The organism is Bradyrhizobium sp. USDA 4503 (genome assembly GCF_054055815.1).
On sequence record NZ_JBSRXS010000001.1, the window covers coordinates 1,040,786 to 1,056,724 of the forward strand.

Below are 15,939 nucleotides of genomic sequence, written 5' to 3' on the forward strand. Positions count from 1 at the left end.
CGACACCTCGACGACGGCATATCGCGCCGGGGTTTAACAATTGGTGCAATACACGCAAAAGTATTGCGGCAAAGCGAGCGCAACCGCAACGCCGCAATAGGTCGTAGCTGCCTCACTCGTAGCTTTGGGCTCACTTCAGGTCGGCGATGGTGGCCGGTCCCGGACCTGGCGTGATCAGCGTCGGCCACTGCTTGGAACCGAACGGCACCAGCGGCGGCAGGAAGGCGGTCATGCCGCGCTTCTTGGTCTCGGCAATGATCGCCTCGCGCGCGTCGCCCCCCATCAGCTCATAGTCCATCAGGTGATAGCTGCCGAAGAACAGCGCGCCGACCGAGCGATCCGCGATGATCCGGGTCAGCGATTCCAGCATGTCCGACGGCGTGGTGGTGAAGGAGATCGTCTCGATCAGCATCAGGCGGCTGTTGATGGCGTCGGGCCCGAAGAACTGCGCCAGCACGCTGAAGATCACGTTGTTCTGCCGCGCCACATAGATCGTGTTGCTCGCGCCGTAGGTCTTGTCCCAGTCGGCGCCGAGCTGGGATTTCCAGTCGGCTATGACCGTCATCCAGTGCGCGACCTGGGTCTGTGCGGCCCAGGCGACGTTCTTGGCGAGCAGCGGCGCCTGCTTCTTGCCGAACGCCTCGAGCGTCGCGAAGGGGATCGCGCCCGCGGTGAGGCATTCATCCATGAAAGCGATGTTGTTCTTGAGGATGGCACGGTTGTTGTCGCGCCAGTCCGCCTGCATCGGCGTGGCATCGAGCCCGTCGAGCGCCGACTGCATCCGGCTGCGATAGGCCTGCATCGACCCGCGCCATGTCTTGTCGTCGGGATTGTTGACATAGGGGCCGACCACTTCGGCCAGCGCCATCGTGCTGTGGCCGACCGATTTGAGCAGCTGATAGACGATCGGCACCTGCGGCGCCTCGGTCGGCGGCTTGCCTGGCCGGTACAGGATCAGGCGGCCGCCGGCGCCGGAGAACAGGCCGAAGATCACGGGGTGTTTGTCGAGGATGTTCTTCTGGAAGATCCGCGCCGCATCGCCATAGAGCTCGAACATGCCGGTGTTGAGCGCGAGCACGTCCTTGGTCGCGACGTCGGCCGGAGTTGATGAGGTCTTACCGGAGATCGGCCCCATATAGTCGGGAAGTGACTGGGCCAGGGCTGTGCCGTCGCCGCCGAGCAGCAGCGCCAGCGCGGCGGCCAGGCCAAAGCGATTGATCATGTGATGCTCCTCGAAGCCTCGCCTGTGTCGAGGCCGGGTGCGGCCGCGCGACCATTGGCGGAATGCGCAAATGCTTGGACACAATGAACTGGGAGAGTAGAGAACCGGCAGACCAGGTCCCGCGTGACGCAGCACGACGCGGGCGGTGCCTACAGCTAAGCGACGAATCGGCTGCTGTCCACACCCGGACATTGCGGGCGTGCCTGCGCCAAAAGACGCAATGGTGCGGCGCTCGGCCTGGTGCTATGGGGCGAATAGAATCAATTTTATTTTTTGGATTTTTGCGTGCTCAACGGACTTTACAAGGTCGAGTACGGCATCAACGGCGCATTCGGCCGCAGCATCATGTGCATGCATGACGGCAGGATGCTGGGCGGCAATTCGGCCTTTGCCCATCTCGGCACCTATCAGGTGACGGAAGGCGAGATCGCCGCCGAGGTGATCACCGAGCGCCACAATGACGATCCGAACTTCAAGCCGCTGATGGGCGCCGACGTCACCGTCATCAAGGTGCGCGGCAGGAGCGAGGGTTCCACCATCCTGCTCGAGGGCAAGGCCGACGCCATGCCGGACGGCGTGTTCTGGGCGAATTTGGCGCCGCTCGACGACGAGGCCTTGCCGCCGCGCGGGGCGGTCGGTCCCGGCGGCATCGTCAACGGACTGTACTCGATCCATCTGCGCGCGCTCGACGGTGTCGATGCCGGGCTCACCGGGGTCATGCTGCTGATGGACGGCCGCATCCTCGGCGGCGATGCGTTCTTCTACTATCTCGGTTCGTATTCGTCGGCCGATGGCCGCTGGCGAGGCGAGATCGTCAACCAGGAGCATACGCCGGCGAAGGGCGAGTACCCGGTGTTCGGCGGTTATGAAGTCGGCATCGGTTTTGCCGGTTCGTGCCGTGCGGACGGTGCCGAGCTCGAAGGCATCGCGCTGGCTGGCAAGCGCAGCCTTCGCCTGTCCGCCGAATTGCGCCTGATGCGCCGCGCCTGACGAGAGCCCGTCAATCCTTGATCAGAAGCACGCCGCCGATGATCAGCGCGATGCCGGCCAGCCGTGAAACCGACACCGGGTGCTGCGCCAGTCCGAACAGGCCAAAATGGTCCATCGCGATGCCCGCGAGCATTTGACCCGCAACCACCAGTGCCAGCAGGGTCGCGGCGCCGAGCGGCGGCAGCAGCAGGATCATCAGCAGGATAAAGATGCCGCCGAGGACGCCGCCGCTCCAGGCCCACCACGGCACAGCCGTCACCAGCTTCCAGGACGGCACGGGCTCGCGGGTCGCGACCAGCACGACCGCCATCGTCACGAGCCCGCCGAGATAGCTGACGAGCCCGGCCCAGGCCGGCGAGTTGAGGGCGGACCTGAGATTGCCGTTCAGGACCTGCTGAACGGCGACGCAGATGCCGGCGCCGAGCGCGAGCAGATAGAGAAACCAGACTTGCATAAGATGCCCCAAAACCGATCGTCGAACCGCTTCATGTCATATTCGATTGGCAACGATCGTGGCATGCACGAAACGCGGCACGAACCTGCGGAATGGGCTTCCACCCACGTCCCAGATCGAATAAGAGGCCGCAAACCCTCAGTTCCCCAGTATTAGAGCATGATCCGCCTCGATAACGTCTCCAAGCAAGTCGGCCACCAGATCCTCTTCATCGAAGCCTCCGCGGCGCTCCAGAAGGGCGAGAAGATCGGCCTCGTCGGGCCGAACGGCGCCGGCAAGACCACGCTGTTCCGGATGATCTCGGGCCGGGAAATCCCGGACGAGGGCCAGGTCTCGCTCGATCGCGGCATCTCGATCGGCTATTTCAGCCAGGATGTCGGCGAGATGTCCGGCCGCAGCGCGGTCGCCGAGGTGATGGATGGGGCAGGGCCCGTCAGCGTGGTCGCGGCCGAGCTCAGGGAACTCGAGGCCGCGATGGCTGACCCCGACAAGGCCGACGAGATGGACGACATCATCGCGCGCTATGGCGAAGTGCAGCACCAATTCGAGGAACTCGACGGCTACGCGCTCGACGGCCGCGCGCGCGAGGCGCTGGCGGGTCTCGGCTTCAGCCAGGAGATGATGGACGGCGACGTCGGCAAACTATCCGGCGGCTGGAAGATGCGCGTCGCGCTTGCGCGTATTCTTCTGATGCGTCCGGACGTCATGCTGCTCGACGAGCCGAGCAACCATCTCGATCTCGAAAGCCTGATCTGGCTCGAGCAGTTCCTGAAGGGTTATGAGGGCGCGCTGCTGATGACCTCGCATGACCGCGAGTTCATCAACCGGATCATCAACAAGGTGGTCGAGATCGACGCCGGCCAGCTCACCACCTATTCCGGCAATTACGAGTTCTACGAACAGCAGCGCGCGCTCTCCGACAAGCAGCAGCAGGCGCAGTTCGAGCGGCAGCAGGCGATGCTCGCCAAGGAGATCAAGTTCATCGAGCGCTTCAAGGCGCGCGCCTCGCACGCAGCCCAGGTGCAGAGCCGGGTGAAGAAGCTCGACAAGATCGAGCGGGTCGAGCCGCCGCGGCGACGGCAGACCGTGGCGTTCGAGTTCCAGCCGGCACCGCGCTCCGGCGAGGACGTCGTCAGCCTGAAGAACGTCCACAAGGCCTATGGCAGCAGGCGCATCTATGACGGCCTCGATTTCATGATCCGCCGCAAGGAGCGTTGGTGCGTGATGGGCATCAACGGTGCCGGCAAGTCGACGCTCCTGAAGCTGGTCGCCGGTTCAACCGAGCCCGACGACGGCGCGGTCGCGGTCGGCGGCAGCGTCAAGATGGGCTATTTCGCCCAGCATGCGATGGACCTGCTCGACGGCGAGCGCACCGTGTTCCAGTCGCTGGAGGACGCGTTTCCGCAGGCCGGCCAGGGCAGCCTTCGCGCGCTGGCCGGCTGCTTCGGCTTCTCCGGCGACGACGTCGAGAAGAAGTGCCGGGTGCTCTCGGGCGGCGAGAAGGCGCGGCTGGTGATGGCCAAGATGCTGTTCGATCCGCCGAACTTCCTGGTGCTCGACGAGCCGACCAACCATCTCGATCTCGCCACGAAGGAAATGCTGATATCAGCGCTCTCCGAGTTCGAGGGCACGATGCTGTTCGTCTCGCACGACCGGCACTTCCTCGCCGCGCTGTCCAACCGCGTGCTCGAGCTGACCCCTGACGGCATCCACCAATATGGCGGCGGCTACACTGAGTATGTCGCGCGGACCGGCCAGGAAGCGCCGGGACTGCGGAGCTAGCTCAAGTCCGCCATCGCGCGCAAAACGCCTCGACGTCGCCGGACTGGAATTCCGGCAGGCGCTCCCAGAGGGTTTCAGCCGGCCAGTTCCACCAGGCGATCTGCGACAGCTCGGCGGCGATCTTGCGGTTGAACCGCTCCTTGATCGGCCGGGCCGGCACGCCGCCGACGATGGTGTAGGGCGCGACATCGCGCGAGACCACGGCGCCGGCCGCCAGCACCGCGCCGTCTCCGACAGTGACGCCGGGCAGCACGATCACGCCGTGGCCGATCCAGACGTCGTTACCGATCACGACGCGATCCGCGCGTCGGTTCCTGAAGAAGTCATGATCGCGCTCGGCTGAGGCGGTGTAATATTCCGGACAATAGGTGAAGCGATGCTGGGAGGGGCGCTCGAGCGGATGATTGGGCGCGCCGATCCGGACCTGCGCCGCGATCGCGCAGAAGCGGCCGATCACGGCGTCGGCGACGATGCAGCCGCTGCCGAGATAGGAGTAGTCGCCAAGCTCGGTGTATTCGATCGCGGTGTCGCCGAGAACCTCACAGCAACGTCCGACCCTGACCTCGCGCAGCTTGACCGTCGGCTCGATGACGGTTTCGGCGATCTTGGGGCAGGTCAGGCTCGGTGCGTTCATAGCGTTGTCCTCGATGCGACGAGCCGCTTCAGTCGCACAATTTCTATGACGGAGAGATGACAGGAGGAGGCCGGATCTAACGCCCGGCGAGGCGGGCGATGGTCTCGATTTCGTTGGTCCAGATCCCGCCGGAATAGCTTTCGGGCAGGCGCCGGAACAGGTCGGCATCGTCGACCCCGGTCGAGAATTCGCCGCCCTGATAAGGCCCGAGCACGAAGACCGCGCTGTTGGCCGCGGCCATGCGGTTGAGGAAGCGGTCCGGCCATCCCCATAGCCAGGGCGCGTAGTTGATCGGCACCAGCACGATGGCGTTGCGGCAGGCATCAGGCACGATGCCGGTCCAGCCATAGCCGATATAGCGGACGAGGCATCTCTTGAGCGTCGCGCGCGAAATGGTTCGGGTCTCCGGCGCAAGCCGCCGGATCGTCTCGATCGGCTCGTCGCCGCCATAAACCATGATCAGCTTGCGCCGTTCGGCGGCGAGCCGGTTCAAGACCGTTGCGAGCTTCTCGCCTTCGGAGGGATCGCGGCTCTTGACGTTGATCAGGAGCCGGCGATCCGGAAAGGTCTTAAGCACCTCGTCCAGCGACGGCATCAGGCCGATGCCCTTGCCGCGGAACGGGAAGGTCTTGCCGTCATCGGCCGTGTAGCCATAGCCGATATCGAGCATCTTCAGCCGCGCCATCGGCTGTTCGCGGGTGACGCCCTGGCCATCGGTGCGGCAATCGACGGTCCAGTCGTGAAACACCGCGAACTCGCCGTCGGTCGTCGGATGGACGTCGAGCTCGACGATATCGGCGCCGCGCTCGAAGCTCGCCCGCATCGAGCGGATCGTGTTCTCGAGATAGTCATGGGTCGGCGGCAGCATGCGCGCCGCGGTGCAGGTGTCGTTCTTGAGGTCGCGCTCGTCGAAGCGCTGCGCCATGCCGCGATGGGCGAGCAGCACCGGCTTGCCGCCGGCATGCGTTGCGAGAAGGCTCGTGTTGTTGAGGTAGATTGCGGCGGCGACGGCAACGATCGCCGCTGCCGCGTATTTCAGTTTCCTGCCCAAGCGACTCGGTTCCTTGCTGGATCGCCGGCCCGGGTAGGGGTGCTTTCTGGTCGATTTGCGGCGGCCTAATCCTTCAAGCCGTCGATTGCGGCAATCGCCCGCACCATCGCGTCCTGGAGCGCCGCGCTGTTGGCGGGATTCGACTGGCGGCGACGGCCGGGATCGTCGAAATCGTGGGTGGCACCCGGATAAACCACGACGTCGATCTTGCTGCCGGCAGCAACGGAGCGGCTGGCGACGTCCCGGCAGCGGTCGGGCGATACTTCCTCGTCGTCCGTGCCGAGCAACATCGTGATCGGTGCTGCCGACCCGAGCGTCTGCGCCAGCAGCGCGGCCGGCCCGCAGCCCGGATAGAACACGAGCGCGGCGCGATACCCCGACGTCGTCGCGCCTTGCCGCTGCATCACGTTCAGCGCGGTGCTGCCGCCATTCGACCATCCCTGCAGGAAGATGCGGTTGCTGCTGATCTCCTTCTGGCTGCGCAGCCAGCTCAGCGCGCCCTCGGCGTCTAGCGGCCGCACAGTCTTTTCATTGACGTCGCTGCGATCAGGATCGTCATGCGTGTAGCGGCCGAAGCCGTGCGCCTTGCCGCGCGGACCAAAACTGTCCGGCAGCAGCGCGAAATAGCCGTGGTCGGCCCAATACTGTCCCCACATCGCGTGGCGCTTGGACAGGCTGCCGGCATTGCAGGCCGCCGACGGATTGGTTCGCGACACCAGCGTGCAGTCCTTGTTGACGTTGGTCGAATAGGGGCCGCCGCGGCCGTGCAGCAGCACGATGGCAGGGTACGGGCCCGGCGTTTGCGGCCTGAACAGGTAGCCGACGATCTCGGTCTTGCCGTCGGCGCTCGGAAAGAAAACGGTGTCGGGCGCGGCTGCCGCCACTGTCGGCAATGTCGTGAGCATCAGGAGGACGATCGGAATCGCGCAATGGGTCATTCCCGCAGCATGAGCAGGATTTCGGATGAATTGCGGCATGGTTGTTTCCCTCCAGCAATGCAAAGCCGCATGGCGTGCTGCACGGCGCTCGGCTTGTGAGGCGAGGTGCCGCCCGCTACGCTTTACAAAAAACCGGGAGCGAAACAACCATGAAGCAGATCAGGATCGGCGACATCACGATCGACGCGGTGATCGAGCGCGAAGGACCGTGGCGGCGGCCGCAGGATTTCTTCCCGACCTACAACGACGATGTGTTCAAGCATCATCTGAAGACGATGGAGCCGGAGGTCTTCGATGCCGCGCGCGGCATGATGGTGATCACCTATCAGACCTTCGTGGTGCGGACGCCGCGCTACACCATCCTGGTCGATACCTGCACCGGCGAGGACAAGGGACACCCGCCGCCGTTCGACTTCCCGGGCAAGGAGCGCTGGCGCAACGAGCTGTTCGCGCTCGGCATCTCCTATGAGCAGATCGATTATGTGTTCTGCACCCATCTGCACATCGACCACACCGGCTGGAATACGACGCTGCGCGACGGGCGCTGGGTGCCGACCTTCCCGAACGCGAAATACGTCTTCCACAAGGGCGAGTATGCGGCCTGGGAGGCCGAGAACGCCAAGGGCGCCAATCCGCCCGGTACGGTGTTCCGCGACAATTGCCTGCCGATCGTCGAGGCCGGGCAGGCGCTCCTGGTCGACGACGACTACGCGCTCGACGACACCGTGACGCTGACGCCGACCCCGGGCCATTCGCCCTGCCATTGCTGCATCAACATCTTCTCGAAGGGGCAGCGCGCGGTGGTCGCCGGAGACCTGATGCACCATGCAATCCAGTGCCGCGAACCGGAATGGTCGGCCAAGCCCGATTGGGATCCGAAGCAGTCGGCGATATCGCGGCGGAAATTCTTTGCCTCCGTTGCCGAGACCGACACGCTGATCCTGCCGATCCATTTTCCGGCCCCGACGGTCGGCCTGATCAAGGCAGATGGCGATCGCTTCGACTATCGCTTCAAGCGGGAGTAGGCGCGCGACAGTCGGCAGCTCAAGGTCACCGCGCTGCGCGGGTCCGGCGCGGGACCTGGGTCAGAAACCGTTCCAGATCGGCGCACAGGCGATGCGCCATTTCCTCGTCGATCGCAAACGTCGCGACGCTGCCGGCGCAGTCGATCTCGATGGTCCCGCGCAACGGTGCGGCGGAGGCGGTCGATACCCTGATGTTGGTCGCTCTCTGTACGGTCATGTCGTCAACTTCCCTTCGGGCCGGTTGCGCCAATCCTCATTTTGCAATCCTCACCTTGGAATGACGGGGCGTCCCTTTCGCCGTCTCTCTTCGATGAACCTCACGCCGATCTCGGCACCGTCGACGCGAACGAGCTCGCAGCGGCGGAAGGCCAGTCCACGCGAGGACAGCACCAGGAAGAACTCCTGGGCCTTCAGCACATCGAGCGATCCGTCGACCTCGAGCCGGGCCCCGCTCTGCGAGACGTCGAGCAGGATGCAACTCCGCCGCCACGTGCCGTCGACACCCATGAGATTGACGGGATAGCGCGTCTCGAGCCTGACGCGTTCCGCCCTGCGGTCACCATACGTCATTGCATCACTCACACGACCTGAGAGCGCTTCCTGCCCGGGAGCGCTTCGTCGTTACCGTGGCCCGCGCCTCCGCATCGTCGATTGTGGCTGGTGGGGTCGCGGAGGCGCGGGCTGCGCTGGCATCGATTGCAGCGCGGATCGTGTCCTGAAGATCGGGCCGCGCAAGCTTGAGCAGCCGGACCTGCTGGCGCGGCGTGGACCGCATAACGAGGTCGGCAAGAACGCGGCGAGGTAGATCCTTGCGCGAGATCAATCCGTCGGCGATGTCGTCGTCGCGCTCGGCAGCATCGATCATCATGGCGAGGCCCGCGCCGGTCAGTTCAGCGCCGGGATTGCGCGCGAGGACCCGAAGCACGCTGCTGTCGCCTCGCATCAGGAGAATGTCCGTGAGCTCCGCATTGACGGCCTTGCGTCCTGCGATCGCGCAGAGGTGTCCCTCGGCCCGCATCCAGGCGATGTCGATCAGGTCGGCATCGGGGAGGCATTCGCATTTGCGCAGGATCGGAGCGGCGACATCGGCGTCGTCATGGTTGGCCAGACGGCGCGCGAGTTCCCGCGGCACCAAGCGCAAATCGGCAAACGAGCGGCTGAGCGTGGTCAGGGTCCGTAGTTCGACGTTCTCGGTCAGGCGGACCAGGATGCCGTCGAACATCTCGACGTGGTGCGCGCTGAGGCGGTGAGCGTCTTCGAGAAACAACCCGGCCACCTCCTGCAGCATGCGCGTGCGGAGGTCGGGCGAGCCAGCTTTCAAGACATAGTCGAGTTTGGCAATAAGATCGGGCGAGGCAATAACTGTCATTGCGGTCTCTAAAATGGTCCGCGACGAGGAACATCATCGTTCCCGATGCCAATTTGCTCCTCGAATCTTTAATAGGGGTATAGAAATTGATGGGGAGGGCCGATTGCGGCGGTGGATATCCCGCTAAAGACTATCGAAATTCGGCAGCCGCGTTACATTGGCGGATTGTCCGGTTCGACGAACGGACCGCATTTTTCCTGATTGAACCTATTGGACGATTCGCATTTTGTGCATGGAATTTATTGATGCGGCCGGCGCGCAAGGCGCCGCGTCGCGCGCAATTTTTCAAGAGCATTTCACGGGAGCGGTCATTTGACGGCGCCATTACCGGTGCCGAGAGTCTTTCGTTTTGACGATGTTGATGCATTCCGGAGTTCGATCCGAAATCTGGATGTTGATTTCACGCCACTTGCGCGGAAGATTTCGGCCGAGCAGGTCATCCTGAGTTTGCCGGGATGCGAGCTCAACTACACGCAGTCCTTTCCGCGGATCGTCGACGCACAGCTTGCGCCGCACACCACTGCGGCCGGCTTCACGATGGATGACGGGGTCCCGATCCGCTTCAACGGCGTCGAGCGCGATCGCGCGGTCATCGTGCTCGGTGGCGGCGGCGCGTTCTACTCGTCGGTGGAGGAGACGCCCCGCCAATATGCCTCGGTGATGTTTACGCCGGAGATTGTCGATCGTGGCTGGCCGCAGGCGGGTCTCCATTTCAGCATTCACGAAATTTCTCAACGCGCGCAGGATCGGCTGCGCGAAGTGGTGAGGCACATCCTGCTCGTGACCTCGCAGCCGACCGATGATGCCCCGTTCGCCAGCGGCGAGTCGATCAAGGAGACGCTGCTTGCCGCGATCGACAACGCCTTCGCCGAGATTGTGCCGGCCAAGTGGACGACGCGGGCCAACACGACGCGCCAGTTCAAGGTCTTCAACGACGCGCGCGCAATTCTGGCAGGCGACGTGGCGCACCCGATCTACAGCGGCGAACTCGCCAGGCAGATCGGCGTGTCGGTGCGCACGCTGCATGACGCCATCCAGCGCTACCGGGGCGTCAGCCTGCATCGCTATTTGCGGTTGCGCCGGCTCTGGCTGGTGCGCCAGCAACTGCTGGCCGGTGCGCCCAGCGTCAAGATGTGCGCGCTGGCCTACGGATTTTGGCACTTGAGCGATTTTTCGCGCAGCTATCGGTCGCAATTCGGGGAAGCGCCATCCGAAACATTGGCCGCCTCGCGCCGTCCGGGCGCCACCCGCGCCGATCCGTCCCGCGGACACGGTTCGTAACCATCGATCTGAACGGAATCTTAACGGCCGCCGACGAGCCTGTGGGTACGATTTCACCAGAGGCGACGGCAATGCATCCCCGGAGATTTGCGCGTGTTCGTCCGAGCGGATGCGTGTCCAGTGTGGTCAAGCTCCAGCTTGAACCGAAGGCGCCGCTGATCGAGTGCCGGCTGGTGGACTATTCCGCCGGCGGGGCCTGCCTGGAATTTGCCAAGCCGACCCAATTGCCGGAGCGTTTCGAAATGTTTCATGGCAACACCCGGAAGCGTTGCCGGCGGGTTTGGAGCAGGGGTGTGCGGGTCGGCGTATCGTTCTGAGGGCGCCCGCCGATCAGGGGCGATCCACCGGCCAATAGCCGTTCGGGCCGCGCCCTGCGCGACCCGATGGTTTGTCCCGATTGAAGTCTGTCCCGATGAGGGGTGAAAAGGCGTCGGCGAGAGGCTCAGGCGCCGCTCTGGCACTTCTTCATGAACGAGGTCTTGGCCGCGCCGGCGAGCTTCTTGCCGTCGGAGCCGACTGCCTTGGTCTCGCAGGCGTCCGTCGTGCACTTCTTCATGAACGAGGTCTTGGCCGCGCCGGCCAGCGGCTTGCCGTCCTTGCCGACGGCTTTCGTCTCGCAGGAGGCGTCCTGTGCAAATGCCGAACCGGCGGCAAAGGTCGCGATCACGGCCGCCAAGAAAATCCGCTTCATCTGGGTTCTCCCTAAACCAAACCAGTGGCCGGATTGGATACGGGATTCTTGGCCCGATCAAGTTCCCATGGCCGATTTTGTCGATAAAATAACCCGATCAGATCAAGGAAGTTCCGCGCGCAGCGCGGAACAAAATCGGGGAAGCGCGGAATGGAATTCGAGACGCTGGTACAGTCACGCAAAAGCGTGCGCGGGTTCAAGAAGCAGCCGGTGTCGCGGGCGACCGTCGAGGAGATCATCGAGGTGGCCAAGCGCGCGCCGTCCTCGATGAACACCCAGCCCTGGCACGTTCACGTCCTGACCGGGGCGCCGCTGGAGGAAGTGCGCCGCCGCAACATGGAAGAGATGGTCGCCGGTGCCAAGGTGAAGCGCGACATCGTCAGCCATGGCGAATACCAGGGCGTGCACCGCGGCCGCCAGGTCGACATCGCCAAGAAGCTGTTCGGGGCGATGGGGATCGCCCGCGACGACAAGCCGATGCGGCAGGACTGGGTGCTGCGCGGCTTCCGCCAGTTCGACGCCCCGGTGTCGCTGGTCCTGACCTACGACCGGATCCTCGATCCGGGCGCGGTCTGCCATTTCGATCTCGGCGCGCTCTGCTACGGCATCGTGCTGGCAGCCTGGGATCGCGGCCTTGGCAGCGTGATCAACGGCCAGGGCATCATGCGCTCCGACATCGTGCGCGAGGTCGCCGACATCCCGGAAGATGAGGTGATCATGACCTGCGTCGCGATGGGCTATCCCGACGACAGCTTTGCCGCCAATGCGGTGCGCTCCGACCGCGAGGCCAACAACGATTTTGTCCGCTACGTCGGCTTTGCCGATTAGCGCCGCGTCGATCGCTTGCTCAGGGGATAACAACCTCGTGCGTCGCGATCGGCTGCGCGATGCACGGGCGTGTCCGGCGCATTGGCGTACGCGCCGACCACGCCGCGGGATATTGAATTCCGCGCCGTGAAACCATCGCGCGAGCGTGAGCGTGGCTGCGCGTTTCCGCTATTCTCGCCGGTAAAAAATGCGCTACTGGTTTTTTGAAGCACAACAGCGCGGGCGAGGAATCCCAGATGAGCGACGATGAACAGACAGCTATGATCCGCGAGACCGTCGCGAGATTCGTCGATCGCGAACTGATCCCGCTCGAGCCGCACTATCTGAAATCGAAGCTGCCCGGCAGCGATCACCCCGAGCTCACGTCGGAACAGCGCAAGCGGCTACGCGACGTCTCGAAGGAGCTCGGCCTCTGGGGCCTCGATGCGCCCGAGGATCTCGGTGGCCACGACCTGCCGACGCGCACGATGGCTGCGGTGCACGAAGAACTCGGCCGCAGTTGCGTGCCGTTCGTGCTGCCGCCGGACTCGCCGAACCTGCGCATGCTGCAGGCGGTCGGTACCGACGCGCAGAAGAAGAAATATCTGCAGCCCTATATCGAAGGCCGGATGGCCTCGGCGATCGCGATCTCCGAGCCCGGAGCCGGCGGCGATCCCGCGGGCATGAAGACGCGCGCGGTGCTCGAAGGCGAACAGTGGGTGCTCAACGGCCGCAAGATCTGGATCAGCAATGCGCGCGCCGCCGACTTCATCATCGTGATGGCGCGGGTCGGCAACGATCAGCGCCAGGGCGGCATCACCTCCTTCATCGTCGAGAAGGGCACGGCGGGCTTCATCATCGAGCGCGAGATTCCGATGGTCGGCGGCGGCTCGACCTATGAGATCGTGTTCGAGGACTGCCGCATCCCGAAGGACTCCGTGCTGGGCGAGGTCGGCAAGGGCTACGCGCCGATGCAGCTGCGGCTGCGCACGCGGCGGCTCGAGATGGGATCGACCTGCGTCGGCATCACCAAGCGTGCGCTCGACATGATGTGCGAGCACGCCAAACAGCGCGAGACGTTCGGCGTCAAGCTCGCCGAGCGCCAGGCGATCCAGTGGTGGATCGCCGATATCTCCACGCGCATGCATGCGTGCCGGCTGATGGTGCGCGAGGCCGCCGACAAGACCGACCGCGGCGAGGACATCCGCCACGAGGCCTCGATGATCAAGGTGTTCGCGACCGAGATGGCCTATGACGCCTGCGACCACGCCATGCAGACGCTCGGCGCGCTCGGCGTGACGCTGGAATTGCCGCTGAACGCGCTGTGGCAGAAGGCCCGCCTGATGCGGGTCTACGAAGGCCCGAGCGAGGTGCATCGCCAGGCGATCGCCCGCCGCGTGCTCGGCCTGCGCGGCGGCTAGCAGGGCGCGCGGCCCTCAAGCAAACCCGTCATTGCGAGCGCAAGCGAAGCAATCCATCGTGCCGCAGTGGAGACATGGATTGCTTCGTCGCTGGCGCTCCTCGCAATGACGAGGAGAAAACCTGCCACGTGGTCACCACGTGCTCTCGGTTACGCCGCCCGCACGTCGGACAGGAAGCGGTTGACCTGGCCGGCGAGGTCCTTGGACTGCGTCGAGAGCTGTTCGGCCGCGCCCAGCACCTGGTTCGCGGCGCCGCCGGTGTCGTCGGCGGCGCGCTGCACGCCGGAGATGTTGGAATTGACCTCCTGGGTGCCGCGCGCGGCTTCCTGAACGCTGCGCGAGATCTCCTTGGTCGCCGAGCCCTGTTCCTCGATCGCGGCGGCGATCGCGGTGCCGATCTGGTCGATCTCGGTGATGACGTCGATGACGCTCCGGATCGCCGTCACGGTCTCGTCGCTCGCGGTCTGGATCGCGGTGATCTGCTCGGAGATCTCCGTGGTTGCCTTCGCGGTCTGGCCGGCCAGCGACTTCACCTCGGACGCGACCACGGCAAAGCCGCGGCCGGCCTCGCCGGCGCGGGCCGCCTCGATGGTGGCGTTGAGCGCCAGCAGATTGGTCTGTGCCGCGATGCTCTGGATCAGCGTCACGACGTCGCCGATTTTCTGCGCGCCCTCGGCCAGCGAGCGCGCGGTGTCGCCGGTACGCCGGGCATGATCGACCGCGCGCGCGGCGATCTCGGTCGAGGTCGCGACCTGGCGGGCGATCTCCGAAATCGAGGAGGTCAGCTCCTCGGTGGCGCTCGCCACCGTCTGCACGTTGGTCGAGGTCTGATCGGACGCCGCGGCGACGATTGCGGCTTGGCGGTTGGTGGCGGCGGCGGTGGCCGACATCGATTGCGCCGTGTCCTCCATCACCGAGGATGCCGCGGACAATCCGCCGACCAGCTCGGTGACCTTGGCTTCGAAGGCGCGGGTCAGATCGTCGAGCACGCGGGCGCGGCGCATCTTGACGTCGTTCTCGGCTTCCTTCTCGGCAGCGAGGCGATCGGCTTCGATCTTGTTGTCCTTGAACACCTGCACGGCGGCGGCCATCGCGCCGATCTCGTCCTTGCGCGCGGCGCCCGGGATCGTCTCGGCAACTTCGCCCGCGGCAAGACGCGACATCCGGCCGGTGAGGGCCGCGATCGGGTTGAGGATGCGGCGGCGGACCATGACGATCAGGCCGGCACTGACGGCAACGACCGCGAGCAGCCCGATCAGCGCCACCACGAAGCTGAAGCGCGCCGACGAATAGGCGCCCGCAAGGCCTTGCTCGGCATTCTCGTAGAATGCGTCGCGCACGGTGATGATGGAGGCGAGGCCGATCTGGGATTCGGCGTAATAGGTCTCGACGTCTTGCTCATACTTGCCGGAGATCGCGCCTTCCTTGGCGAGCTTCAGCGCCTTGCCGAAACGCTCGACGTAGTCGGCCTGCATCTTGCCCAGCGCCGTCAGGACATTGGCTGATGTCGCCGGATTGTTGCGCAACTCCTGCAGCGTCGAGAGGATCTGCTCGGTGCGGCCGGTGCTGTGGAACAGCTCCAGCTTTTCCTGTTCGGTCGCGACCCGCTTGGCGCCGACCAGCGCCTTGTGCAGGCTGGCATTGAGGCCGCCGGTGTCGCGCAGCGTCCAGGCGACATTGGCGTAGCTGGCCTGGCGGTAGGCGTTGCCGTCAAGGCCGGCGAGGCGGCGCACCTGCTCGTCGAGCAGCACGGTGACGCCGGCGTTGAAGACGGAGTTGTCGGCGACGATCTTGGTTGCCGCCGGACGGCGGGCATCGACCGGACCTGCGATCGCCTTCTCGATCGCGTCGCGGAGCGCGGCGAACTTGGCCTTCAGCGCATCGATCGCGCTCGCAACCGCTTCGCCGTCGTCGAGCGAGCCGGGCAGCGTGGCGCGGACCTGATTGACCTTGGCGAGCGCGCCGTCGGTCAGCTTGCGCAGCTTGTCGAGATCGGTGATCTGCTTCTGGTCGATCGCACCGGTGCTGAACAAGAGGTTGGTGGACATGCCGCGCTCGGAGTTCATGTAGCGCGGGATGTCGCCGACGGCGCGGACGATTTCGAGCCGGCTCTGCGCGGTCGAGACCTTGTCCATGGTCTGGTACTTGGTCACCGCGACATAGGCCGCCAGTCCGCCGCCGACCGCGGACAATGAGACGATCGCGGCCGTCAGGAGAGTACCGATTTTCATGGGATGCGCGCCATTCTTGACGAGAGAGGGGAGGCCTCAACCG

Annotated in this window: 17 protein-coding genes; 7 read left to right on the forward strand and 10 right to left on the reverse strand. The window is 64.8% G+C overall.

Features of this window, described 5'->3' with window-relative positions; genetic code table 11:
• Window positions 1-130: 130 nt before the first annotated feature.
• On the reverse strand, window positions 131-1,222 hold the full coding sequence (locus ACVMIH_RS04980) for a hypothetical protein (RefSeq protein WP_057019932.1): 1,092 nt from the start codon (window positions 1,220-1,222) through the stop codon (window positions 131-133).
• Window positions 1,223-1,507: 285 nt separating this feature from the next.
• Here ACVMIH_RS04980 and ACVMIH_RS04985 point away from each other — a divergent pair, with 285 nt between their 5' ends.
• Window positions 1,508-2,212: a GrlR family regulatory protein gene (locus ACVMIH_RS04985; protein ID WP_057019933.1), complete on the forward strand. Its 705-nt coding sequence runs from the start codon at window positions 1,508-1,510 to the stop codon at window positions 2,210-2,212.
• 10 nt (window positions 2,213-2,222) lie between these two features.
• Here the strand turns inward: ACVMIH_RS04985 and ACVMIH_RS04990 are convergent, their stop codons facing one another.
• Window positions 2,223-2,666: a DMT family transporter gene (locus ACVMIH_RS04990; RefSeq protein ID WP_016843015.1), complete on the reverse strand. Its 444-nt coding sequence runs from the start codon at window positions 2,664-2,666 to the stop codon at window positions 2,223-2,225.
• A 159-nt stretch (window positions 2,667-2,825) separates the two neighbouring features.
• On the opposite strand from ACVMIH_RS04990, the gene ACVMIH_RS04995 reads away from it, so the two are divergent.
• The gene (locus ACVMIH_RS04995) at window positions 2,826-4,448 is read left to right on the forward strand and encodes an ABC-F family ATP-binding cassette domain-containing protein (RefSeq protein ID WP_057019934.1); all 1,623 of its coding nucleotides are present in this window, start codon (window positions 2,826-2,828) and stop codon (window positions 4,446-4,448) included.
• Between the two features lies 1 nt (window position 4,449).
• On the opposite strand, the gene ACVMIH_RS05000 is transcribed toward ACVMIH_RS04995, so the two are convergent.
• From ACVMIH_RS05000 to ACVMIH_RS05010, 3 genes are all read right to left on the reverse strand, one after another.
• Window positions 4,450-5,082 carry a DapH/DapD/GlmU-related protein gene (locus ACVMIH_RS05000; RefSeq protein WP_057019935.1) on the reverse strand — a complete coding sequence of 211 codons (633 nt, stop codon included), beginning with the start codon at window positions 5,080-5,082 and terminating at the stop codon, window positions 4,450-4,452.
• A 76-nt stretch (window positions 5,083-5,158) separates the two neighbouring features.
• Window positions 5,159-6,133, reverse strand: a complete 975-nt coding sequence (locus ACVMIH_RS05005) for a glycerophosphodiester phosphodiesterase family protein (protein ID WP_168857004.1) — start codon at window positions 6,131-6,133, stop codon at window positions 5,159-5,161.
• A 65-nt stretch (window positions 6,134-6,198) separates the two neighbouring features.
• Window positions 6,199-7,110 (reverse strand): dienelactone hydrolase family protein, encoded by a 912-nt coding sequence (locus tag ACVMIH_RS05010; protein ID WP_082653994.1) that lies wholly within the window; start codon window positions 7,108-7,110, stop codon window positions 6,199-6,201.
• 110 nt (window positions 7,111-7,220) lie between these two features.
• On the opposite strand from ACVMIH_RS05010, the gene ACVMIH_RS05015 reads away from it, so the two are divergent.
• Complete coding sequence (locus ACVMIH_RS05015; protein ID WP_057019936.1) at window positions 7,221-8,096, forward strand: MBL fold metallo-hydrolase; 876 nt, start codon at window positions 7,221-7,223, stop codon at window positions 8,094-8,096.
• A gap of 25 nt (window positions 8,097-8,121) precedes the next feature.
• On the opposite strand, the gene ACVMIH_RS05020 is transcribed toward ACVMIH_RS05015, so the two are convergent.
• Genes ACVMIH_RS05020 through ACVMIH_RS05030 form a run of 3 tightly spaced genes read right to left on the reverse strand, consistent with a single transcriptional unit; the run spans window position 8,122 to window position 9,465 of the window.
• Complete coding sequence (locus tag ACVMIH_RS05020) at window positions 8,122-8,313, reverse strand: hypothetical protein (RefSeq protein ID WP_057019937.1); 192 nt, start codon at window positions 8,311-8,313, stop codon at window positions 8,122-8,124.
• 50 nt (window positions 8,314-8,363) lie between these two features.
• Entirely contained in the window at window positions 8,364-8,666 is a 303-nt protein-coding gene (locus tag ACVMIH_RS05025; protein WP_057019938.1) for a PilZ domain-containing protein, read from the reverse strand.
• Between the two features lie 4 nt (window positions 8,667-8,670).
• Window positions 8,671-9,465, reverse strand: coding sequence for a DUF2336 domain-containing protein (locus ACVMIH_RS05030; RefSeq protein WP_456860901.1), 795 nt, complete (start codon window positions 9,463-9,465; stop codon window positions 8,671-8,673).
• 447 nt (window positions 9,466-9,912) lie between these two features.
• On the opposite strand from ACVMIH_RS05030, the gene ACVMIH_RS05035 reads away from it, so the two are divergent.
• Together ACVMIH_RS05035 and ACVMIH_RS05040 are read left to right on the forward strand one after the other, a co-directional pair.
• Window positions 9,913-10,746: a helix-turn-helix domain-containing protein gene (locus tag ACVMIH_RS05035; RefSeq protein ID WP_456827521.1), complete on the forward strand. Its 834-nt coding sequence runs from the start codon at window positions 9,913-9,915 to the stop codon at window positions 10,744-10,746.
• A 71-nt stretch (window positions 10,747-10,817) separates the two neighbouring features.
• Window positions 10,818-11,063: a hypothetical protein gene (locus ACVMIH_RS05040; RefSeq protein ID WP_076832093.1), complete on the forward strand. Its 246-nt coding sequence runs from the start codon at window positions 10,818-10,820 to the stop codon at window positions 11,061-11,063.
• Between the two features lie 125 nt (window positions 11,064-11,188).
• On the opposite strand, the gene ACVMIH_RS05045 is transcribed toward ACVMIH_RS05040, so the two are convergent.
• The gene (locus tag ACVMIH_RS05045) at window positions 11,189-11,437 is read right to left on the reverse strand and encodes a hypothetical protein (RefSeq protein ID WP_021079659.1); all 249 of its coding nucleotides are present in this window, start codon (window positions 11,435-11,437) and stop codon (window positions 11,189-11,191) included.
• Window positions 11,438-11,587: 150 nt separating this feature from the next.
• Between ACVMIH_RS05045 and ACVMIH_RS05050 the strand changes: the two genes are divergently transcribed.
• Window positions 11,588-12,265 carry a nitroreductase gene (locus tag ACVMIH_RS05050; RefSeq protein ID WP_141340487.1) on the forward strand — a complete coding sequence of 226 codons (678 nt, stop codon included), beginning with the start codon at window positions 11,588-11,590 and terminating at the stop codon, window positions 12,263-12,265.
• Between the two features lie 236 nt (window positions 12,266-12,501).
• A complete protein-coding gene (locus ACVMIH_RS05055; RefSeq protein WP_016843936.1) occupies window positions 12,502-13,665 on the forward strand; it encodes an acyl-CoA dehydrogenase family protein in 1,164 nt (387 codons plus the stop codon).
• A gap of 149 nt (window positions 13,666-13,814) precedes the next feature.
• Here ACVMIH_RS05055 and ACVMIH_RS05060 read toward each other — a convergent pair whose 3' ends face one another.
• Window positions 13,815-15,896, reverse strand: a complete 2,082-nt coding sequence (locus tag ACVMIH_RS05060; RefSeq protein ID WP_456860903.1) for a methyl-accepting chemotaxis protein — start codon at window positions 15,894-15,896, stop codon at window positions 13,815-13,817.
• Window positions 15,897-15,939: the final 43 nt, after the last annotated feature.

Bases quoted from the DNA above. Each gene is read 5' to 3' on its own strand.
- ACVMIH_RS04980 (WP_057019932.1), bottom strand. From the start codon at position 1,222: ATGATCAATCGCTTTGGCCTGGCCGCCGCGCTGGCGCTGCTGCTCGGC.
- ACVMIH_RS04990 (WP_016843015.1), bottom strand. From the start codon at position 2,666: ATGCAAGTCTGGTTTCTCTATCTGCTCGCGCTCGGCGCCGGCATCTGC.
- ACVMIH_RS04995 (WP_057019934.1), top strand. From the start codon at position 2,826: ATGATCCGCCTCGATAACGTCTCCAAGCAAGTCGGCCACCAGATCCTC.
- ACVMIH_RS05000 (WP_057019935.1), bottom strand. From the start codon at position 5,082: ATGAACGCACCGAGCCTGACCTGCCCCAAGATCGCCGAAACCGTCATC.
- ACVMIH_RS05010 (WP_082653994.1), bottom strand. From the start codon at position 7,110: ATGCCGCAATTCATCCGAAATCCTGCTCATGCTGCGGGAATGACCCAT.
- ACVMIH_RS05015 (WP_057019936.1), top strand. From the start codon at position 7,221: ATGAAGCAGATCAGGATCGGCGACATCACGATCGACGCGGTGATCGAG.
- ACVMIH_RS05020 (WP_057019937.1), bottom strand. From the start codon at position 8,313: ATGACCGTACAGAGAGCGACCAACATCAGGGTATCGACCGCCTCCGCC.
- ACVMIH_RS05025 (WP_057019938.1), bottom strand. From the start codon at position 8,666: ATGACGTATGGTGACCGCAGGGCGGAACGCGTCAGGCTCGAGACGCGC.
- ACVMIH_RS05030 (WP_456860901.1), bottom strand. From the start codon at position 9,465: ATGACAGTTATTGCCTCGCCCGATCTTATTGCCAAACTCGACTATGTC.
- ACVMIH_RS05040 (WP_076832093.1), top strand. From the start codon at position 10,818: ATGCATCCCCGGAGATTTGCGCGTGTTCGTCCGAGCGGATGCGTGTCC.
- ACVMIH_RS05045 (WP_021079659.1), bottom strand. From the start codon at position 11,437: ATGAAGCGGATTTTCTTGGCGGCCGTGATCGCGACCTTTGCCGCCGGT.
- ACVMIH_RS05050 (WP_141340487.1), top strand. From the start codon at position 11,588: ATGGAATTCGAGACGCTGGTACAGTCACGCAAAAGCGTGCGCGGGTTC.
- ACVMIH_RS05055 (WP_016843936.1), top strand. From the start codon at position 12,502: ATGAGCGACGATGAACAGACAGCTATGATCCGCGAGACCGTCGCGAGA.
- ACVMIH_RS05060 (WP_456860903.1), bottom strand. From the start codon at position 15,896: ATGAAAATCGGTACTCTCCTGACGGCCGCGATCGTCTCATTGTCCGCG.